This is a genomic window from Methylosinus sp. RM1 (genome assembly GCF_011378635.1).
GTDB lineage: Bacteria > Pseudomonadota > Alphaproteobacteria > Rhizobiales > Beijerinckiaceae > Methylosinus > Methylosinus sporium.
In genome coordinates this window covers 1-6607 of the sequence record NZ_WOVC01000073.1, presented here as the reverse complement: position 1 = coordinate 6607, position 6607 = coordinate 1, and the positions used below count along the sequence as shown (strand labels likewise).

Annotated in this window: 7 protein-coding genes and 1 pseudogene; 7 read left to right on the top strand and 1 reads right to left on the bottom strand. The window is 57.4% G+C overall.

The genetic code is table 11. The features are described 5' to 3' along the window. Positions 1 to 248: 248 nt before the first annotated feature. A pseudogene (locus FMZ75_RS20630) lies at positions 249 to 620 on the top strand (IS5 family transposase); the annotation flags it as partial. A 78-nt stretch (positions 621 to 698) separates the two neighbouring features. Next, a complete protein-coding gene (locus FMZ75_RS20625; RefSeq protein ID WP_370464771.1) occupies positions 699 to 1946 on the top strand; it encodes an aldo/keto reductase in 1248 nt (415 codons plus the stop codon). Positions 1947 to 1955: 9 nt separating this feature from the next. On the opposite strand, the gene FMZ75_RS20620 is transcribed toward FMZ75_RS20625, so the two are convergent. Beyond that, positions 1956 to 2921 (bottom strand): LysR family transcriptional regulator, encoded by a 966-nt coding sequence (locus FMZ75_RS20620; RefSeq protein ID WP_142862075.1) that lies wholly within the window; start codon positions 2919 to 2921, stop codon positions 1956 to 1958. Positions 2922 to 3117: 196 nt separating this feature from the next. Here FMZ75_RS20620 and FMZ75_RS20615 point away from each other — a divergent pair, with 196 nt between their 5' ends. From FMZ75_RS20615 to FMZ75_RS20595, 5 genes are all read left to right on the top strand, one after another. Further along, positions 3118 to 3729: a hypothetical protein gene (locus tag FMZ75_RS20615; protein WP_166146044.1), complete on the top strand. Its 612-nt coding sequence runs from the start codon at positions 3118 to 3120 to the stop codon at positions 3727 to 3729. Continuing rightward, entirely contained in the window at positions 3729 to 4607 is an 879-nt protein-coding gene (locus FMZ75_RS20610) for an AfsA-related hotdog domain-containing protein (RefSeq protein ID WP_166146041.1), read from the top strand. Before FMZ75_RS20615 ends, FMZ75_RS20610 begins: the two co-directional genes overlap by 1 nt. Further along, positions 4604 to 5434, top strand: coding sequence for a hypothetical protein (locus tag FMZ75_RS20605; protein WP_166146038.1), 831 nt, complete (start codon positions 4604 to 4606; stop codon positions 5432 to 5434). Before FMZ75_RS20610 ends, FMZ75_RS20605 begins: the two co-directional genes overlap by 4 nt. 61 nt (positions 5435 to 5495) lie before the next feature. Further along, the gene (locus FMZ75_RS20600) at positions 5496 to 5726 is read left to right on the top strand and encodes a tautomerase family protein (protein ID WP_166146035.1); all 231 of its coding nucleotides are present in this window, start codon (positions 5496 to 5498) and stop codon (positions 5724 to 5726) included. After that, on the top strand, positions 5723 to 6391 hold the full coding sequence (locus tag FMZ75_RS20595; protein ID WP_166146032.1) for an HAD family phosphatase: 669 nt from the start codon (positions 5723 to 5725) through the stop codon (positions 6389 to 6391). The genes FMZ75_RS20600 and FMZ75_RS20595 overlap by 4 nt, the downstream gene beginning before the upstream one ends. The last annotated feature ends 216 nt before the right edge of the window (positions 6392 to 6607 follow it).

The following is a 6607-nucleotide window of genomic DNA, read 5'->3' as shown; positions in this document are numbered from 1 at the left end:
AGCCCAGGCGCACGAGCATCAAGCTCCGCAGAAAAATCGCCGGATGGAGAGACGATTATCTCGCCACAGCCTTGGGCGCTTCAGCCCGTTAACCCGGATTCGGAGCCCTGGGGCCTGAAAGGATCGCTTTGCAAGGTCGATGCCGATGATGCTAACGTTTTCCATGGATGCCCTCTTCATTCGTGGGATGCGCAAACATCGCCACTTTGGCACATCGCTATGCCGTCAGGAGGGGGCATCCACTCCATCACGCCATCGTGGATGCGCTCGGCAATCCGGTCGTATTTTCTCTCACGCCTGGGCAAGCCAGCGATCTTTGCCAAGCCGAACCATTGCTCGAAAATATCGCCCCGAAAGCTTTCCTCGCCGATAAGGCCTATGATGCGGACGCACTGATCGAGGCTCTCGATGGCCGAGACATCGTCCCCGTGATTCCTCCGAGGAAGAATAGGGTCGATCCGCGAACGACCGACTTCGCGCTCTACCGGGAACGCAATCTCGTCGAACGATTCTTCAACAAAATAAAACACTACCGCGCAATCGCCACGCGCTATGACAAACTTGCCAGTTCGTTCCTCGCCGCCGTCCAATGCGTTGCTATCGCAATCCTGCTCAACTGACGACACGCGCTAGCGGTCGCGCAAAAAAAGGCGTGGAACGATGCAATGCCCCGCCCCTTCAGGGTGTGCGAAGACAGCATGTTGGATTACATCATCCGATCCGTATCATCCGGAATTGCCTACGCCGACGTTAACCTGACATCGCCGTCTATACCTTCTGCTCCGCCGCCCGCGCGATACCTAAAAAGTATTGCTTTTTTGACGCTTCTAATTTTGTCGCACCGAGGCCTATTTCTCATTTTCTCGACCGGAATCGGCGAGGTCTCGCGACTATCATCATCGAGAAGGAAGCATATGAAATCGACAACGCCATCGAGACGGGCCATGCCTCTCCGCACACTCGGCAATGAGCTCGCCATTTCCGCGATCGGATTTGGAGCCATGGGCATGAGCGAATTTTATGGCCCATCGGATGACATCGCCTCACTCGCTGTTCTGGACGAGGCGCTCGACCTCGGCGTGACCATGATCGACACGGCCGACCTCTACGGCCGCGGCCATAACGAAAAATTGATCGGTCGATTTCTTTCGGCTCATAAGAGGGCCTTGTCGGACGGACGGATAAAGATCGCAACGAAATGTGGAATTGAGCGGCCGGCCGACGAGCCTTACAGGCGGACCATCAATAATAGCCGAGCCTATATTCGCTCATGTTGCGAAGCGTCTCTGGCAAGGCTCGGAGTTGAATGTATCGATCTCTATTATATTCATCGCGTCGATCAAATGGCAGATATCGTCGAGACGATGGGAATCCTGAGCGAGCTGGTGTCCGAGGGCAAGATCGCACATATCGGGCTGTGCGAGGTCTCCGCGAGCACGTTGGAAAAAGCCAATAATGCACACAAGGTCACGGCGATTCAAACCGAATATTCGCTCTGGACTCGCGATGTCGAGCGAGAAATCCTGCCGAAGGCGCGAGAGCTCGAGGTCGGGTTCGTCGCCTATTCGCCTCTCGGCCGAGGCTTTCTCACAGGTCAAATCACCTCGACCGATGCTCTTGCCGAGGAAGATTTTCGCCGCAGCAACCCCCGCTTTCAATCCGACAACCTCGCTCATAATCTCTCTCTTCTCAAGACGGTGGAGACGGTCGCCGCTCGCCATGGCGCGACGCTGGCTCAGATCGCGCTGGCGTGGCTTCTCGCGCAGGACGAACATATTGTTCCGATCCCGGGCACGCGCCGCTCCGCTTTTTTGCGCGAAAATGTTGCAGCCGTCGAAATAGAGCTGACGCCCGAGGATCTACAAGAATTGGACGGCTCCATGACGCCCGGGCAGGTGCGCGGCGCTCGTTACACCGCCGAAGGCATGAAAGGCCTCGACGCCTGAGCACGCCGATCAATCATCGGGGTATGAATCGGATTCGTCACATTCGATCGCGTCATCGCCGCAAACGGTCGCCTGTATGGCGCGAACGACGTCGAGGACCTCTTCCCGCAATTCGCTGGCGCGCCAAATCAGCTGTATTTCTATACCGAGGCGCTGCTCGATATCTTTTTGAAAGCGACGATAGACAACCCCGATCCGACTGGCCACTCGCAAGGAAGACGGCAGGAACGCCAAGCCGTCGCCGGCGGCAACGCGCGCCAATAATTGGGCATGGTCGTCTGGCTCCGGTCGCCGCAGCGGAGAGTAGCCGAAATCCCGGAAGACCAGCTCGCACCGGTCGTAGAAAGCCGGATTGTCGCTTCGGGAAAACCAGAAAAGGGACGTATCGCCCAAATCTGAAAACCTCACTGCGAGATTATCGGCGGCTGGATGGCGGGCCGGCAGAGCGACCATCAGAGAGTCGCGCGTCAATTGGCGGATCATCAAGTCGCGGCCCGTGTAAGCGATATCGCCCACGATGGCGATGTCGAGCTGACCGGAACGTACCCGCTCCACGAGGAATTTCGAATAGGATCGCTCTTGGAGCACATTTTCGGCATGTGCGGAATCATCGAAAAACTCAGCCAGCGCCGGCAATTGGCTGAAGTCTACGATGCTGGTGACGCCGAGCCGGACGTCGCTCGTCGTTTCGCTCGGCATATGCGACAAGCCGGCGACAGCGGCCTCGAGGGCGACGAGAATACGATGGGCTTCCTTTTCAAATGCCTGGCCGGCAGAGGTGAGGCTGACGCGCGACGTATCGCGTTCGACCAGCTTGATGCGTAATCGCTCCTCGAGGCTCTTGATTTGCCGCGATAGCGGCGGCTGACTCATATCCAGCAGTTCCGCTGCCCGCCGAAAATTCAGCTCCTGCGCCACAGCGAGGAAACACTGTAGCTGCTTCAATGTGGGCATGCGCTTGGAAAATATCGACATGATCGGCGCTCCACATCCCGGCGCGGCTTCACGGACGCTATGAGCGAGCACTAGTCCCGTCGAACGGCCTCCGCTCGGCGCTCCCAATATACTACGGAATCGATACAAAAATAGTATTGCGATGTTTGAAATTTCGAGATCCGCACCATAACACTATTGTCCTCAAGCTCGAATTTGACTTTGGCAGGAGCAAATCATGGCAGCATCTGTCGTTTTAATATCACGTTTCCCGCTCGATCCTCGAGCCGTGGCCGATATGAGATCCGAGCTGATCGACAGCGCCAGAATGCGTTATCTGATCGACTCCAACAAGCTTGAGTTGTTGCAACTGCGAGCTTATGACGATATCATGGCTTTCGCCGAGACATCCGCTGATCTCGTCGACGATTGGCGACGATTCGCTCCATTCACGACAGGAGATGTTCGGCGCGAACTCGTTACGCTCGTGGATGAGCCGAAGCCGGTAGAGGCGCCGCTCCCCGGCACCGATTTCATTCAGCTCCGTCACATCGAGGTGCCGCCGCTCAGAATGGCGTCTTATCATCAATGGCGAGAACAAACGATTTTCCAAATCGTGCGGGAAAATAATCCGGTCGAAGCGTTTCTGGCTTATCATTCCCTCGTGAGTGGTCAGCCCGGCGTCATGTTCATCGCCGGCTTCTCTGGCGATCCTGCCGAATACCAAGCCGTTTTCGATAGCGAGCGCTATCGCGAGATCGTTCGGCAGGCCGGCGACAATTACATCGTCGGCGGCAGCGATGCACTTTATACGCGCCTATACCTCCGCCCACAACTGTTGGCGGACTGATGCACGCTTCGACTTTCGGTGCGAATCCGGTTGTGCGCGGCCTATGCCTGCAGCCGCCCGAATTTACCAAAAAAAGGAGGTTTGCCATGATGGATGACCGTTACTATTTCGTGGTGGGCGATCGATTCCGTGAATTCGCCGACGGCAAGGACGTTCTTACGGTCAATCAACTCGAAGCGCTCACGCGCTTGCCCAAGACGCTCGTCGGCGCGCGCAAGGTGCTCATGCTCGGCCAAGGCGTCCGGCAAGACGACGTGCTCGCCATTCTACGAAACTGCGAAGACGACCCGACGCAATCGGCAAAATTCGAAATCGCCGATCTGCGACGCGTCACGGACCGAGCGGACGAAACGCTCAGCCATAAGCGTGTATCGTACAACACATTGATCGGCGCGCCCTCGAGATTGAGCGCCGACCGATTCAAGCTGCCGCTCAACATCGATGAGCGCTGCGAGTTGATGGGAGATCACCAGACCGGCCAGCACATTCAGGGCATGATCGTCGTCGAGGCATTTCGCCAATCTTTTCTCGCAGTGACAGAAGCTTTTTTTCCTCTCGGAAACGAGGGGAAAACATATTTCGTCATCAACGCCATGAAAACGGAATTCAAGAACTTCCTGTTTCCGCTACCGGCCGACATCATCTACCAGATCGACGACAAGGATGTGAATGAACGGCGCGCCCGTCATCACGTAACGATAACAGTGATCCAGAATATGACGGAATGTGCATCCGCGGAGATTTCCTTCACCGTCTATCCTGCCGACGTCATCGCCACTAAGGAAGCGGAAATGGCCGCGCAGGTGACTCGGCGCATGATCGCTCTTCATATGCCCGTTCCGCGCGAGTTCAGCGCGCAACAGGGGAGCCGGCCATGATCGGCGAACGCTACGAGCTCAGCGTCACCACACAGGGGCCGCTCTACCCTCCGAGCGAAATCATGAATTCGAACGGCGATTTCATCGTTGTCGGCCGAATACCGAAAGCCGACGGGACGATGCCTTGGGCCAGCGCCGTCGTTTCGGGCAAAACTGCGGCTCCGGACTTCGGAGCGCCTGGAGTTTACGACATCTTGCGCTGGATCGACCCCAATGATCCAAAAGACGCGGCGGATAATATCCTCTATACGCTTCCGCTACCATTGCCTGCCAACAATTATCCAATGGTGTTCGCGCCGGACCAGCGCCCTCATGCCATGGTCGAGAAACGAGCCAGCTATCCGCTGCATCAGGCATTGATCCCGGACTTTCGTTCCCAGGACGGCCGACGACCTATAGAGCCGATCACTTTGGGCGCTTGGCTCCGAGCGAAAGGCGAGCTCATCGTACGCGTGTCGCAGGATCGTCGTCACGCGACCTTCGAATTCAGCTTTGTGGGCCTCGTCCCAGACAGCCTCTACACTGTAATGAGTCTACGCAAGCGCGATCTCGATCCGGCCGGTCCAACGCGGCCTGGTCCGCTCGGCGTGCCCAATGTTTTCCTCACCGACAGCATTGGCCGAGCGAATTACTGGGCTCGCTTGCCAGATCCGTTTCCAGACCCTCGGCGGGCCGACGCGAACCGAGTGATCAACGTCGTCGTTCTCTATATGAGCGCGCAAATGAGCCATGGCGGTGCGATCGGGCTCTACGGGCTCGGAGGCGATGTCCATGCCCAACTCAAACTTCGCGAGCCTGGCTTTTCAGAGCTGCGAACGCAGGCGTGATCAAGCCGCGTCGATCATTTTTCACATCCGATACGCACTTGCAATCCGACAGGAGTTTCCGATGCCCGTCGTTCAAATTTCGACATGGCCGATCAAAAACAAAGTTGCTCTTCAGACGATGATGGAGGAGATCACCCGAGTTATCCATCAGACTTCAGGCGCGCCGCTGGACAAAATCTCCGTGTTCGTCAACGAGATTCCGCCGTCGCATTGGGCCGACGCGGGAATCTCTGGTTCCGACCCGGACTTCCGTGAGCGGAGCCGCCGTCTCGCTTACGAGGATGATCGATGATGGAACACAGGAGCTTCGCCTTTTTCGACGTCGACGAGACGCTCATCTCGATCAAGAGCATGTTCGACTTCTTCCCCTTCTGGTGCAAATGGATAGGCGCTGCGCCGGAAGCCTATTCGCGATTCGAGACAGAGACCGCGTCGGCCATAGCTCGTCACGCGACGAGAGAAGAACTGAACCGGCTCTATTACCGATCGTTTCGAGGCGCGCAGCTTCCTGTTTTGGAAGCTGCCGGAGCTGCGTGGTTCCTCCAACGTTTCGGTCGATCGCCACCCTACCGCAAGCACGTCGTCGCTCGTCTCGAGAAGCATCGACAGGAGGGCGTGGTGCCGGTTCTCGTCTCCGGCTCGATGCGTCCACTGCTGCGGCCCATCGCGCGAGAATTACAGGCGGAGCACTGCCTTTGTACGCGACTAGTCGTTGACGAATCGGGTCGATTGACGGGCGAGATCGGCTCTCCCCAGACGATCGGCGAAGGCAAGGCCGAAGCAATTCGAGCGTTCCTGCGAGAGCAGGGCGGTCGCCCAGCCGACTGTCTCGCCTATGGCGACGACATTTCAGATCTAGCGATGTTGGAGCTCGTGGGCGCGCCCGTTGTCGTCGGAACGCAGCCGGACCTCTTGTCCATTTGCCGGCAGCGAGACTGGCCATACCTGCCGCTCTGATCCCCGGCCTCGGATAATCTCATCGTAAGCGCCGTTGTTGCCCCATTGAATTCTCGGGTTCGGGCGGATTTGCGGATGTGAGATTCTTCCGAGGGACAGCCATGTCTGGCGATTCCGACGAAGGCGCCCGTCTTTAACGGGATAATGGCGCCCGGGGATTCCGGGATAATGGCGCCCCCTCTAACGGAATGATCCCGCCTGGGCGCCGCGTTCGTC

Excerpts from the sequence above, each read along its gene's own strand:
- FMZ75_RS20605 (WP_166146038.1), top strand. The coding sequence starts at position 4,604 with ATGATCGGCGAACGCTACGAGCTCAGCGTCACCACACAGGGGCCGCTC.
- FMZ75_RS20595 (WP_166146032.1), top strand. The coding sequence starts at position 5,723 with ATGATGGAACACAGGAGCTTCGCCTTTTTCGACGTCGACGAGACGCTC.
- FMZ75_RS20600 (WP_166146035.1), top strand. The coding sequence starts at position 5,496 with ATGCCCGTCGTTCAAATTTCGACATGGCCGATCAAAAACAAAGTTGCT.
- FMZ75_RS20610 (WP_166146041.1), top strand. The coding sequence starts at position 3,729 with ATGCACGCTTCGACTTTCGGTGCGAATCCGGTTGTGCGCGGCCTATGC.
- FMZ75_RS20625 (WP_370464771.1), top strand. The coding sequence starts at position 699 with ATGTTGGATTACATCATCCGATCCGTATCATCCGGAATTGCCTACGCC.
- FMZ75_RS20615 (WP_166146044.1), top strand. The coding sequence starts at position 3,118 with ATGGCAGCATCTGTCGTTTTAATATCACGTTTCCCGCTCGATCCTCGA.
- FMZ75_RS20620 (WP_142862075.1), bottom strand. The coding sequence starts at position 2,921 with ATGTCGATATTTTCCAAGCGCATGCCCACATTGAAGCAGCTACAGTGT.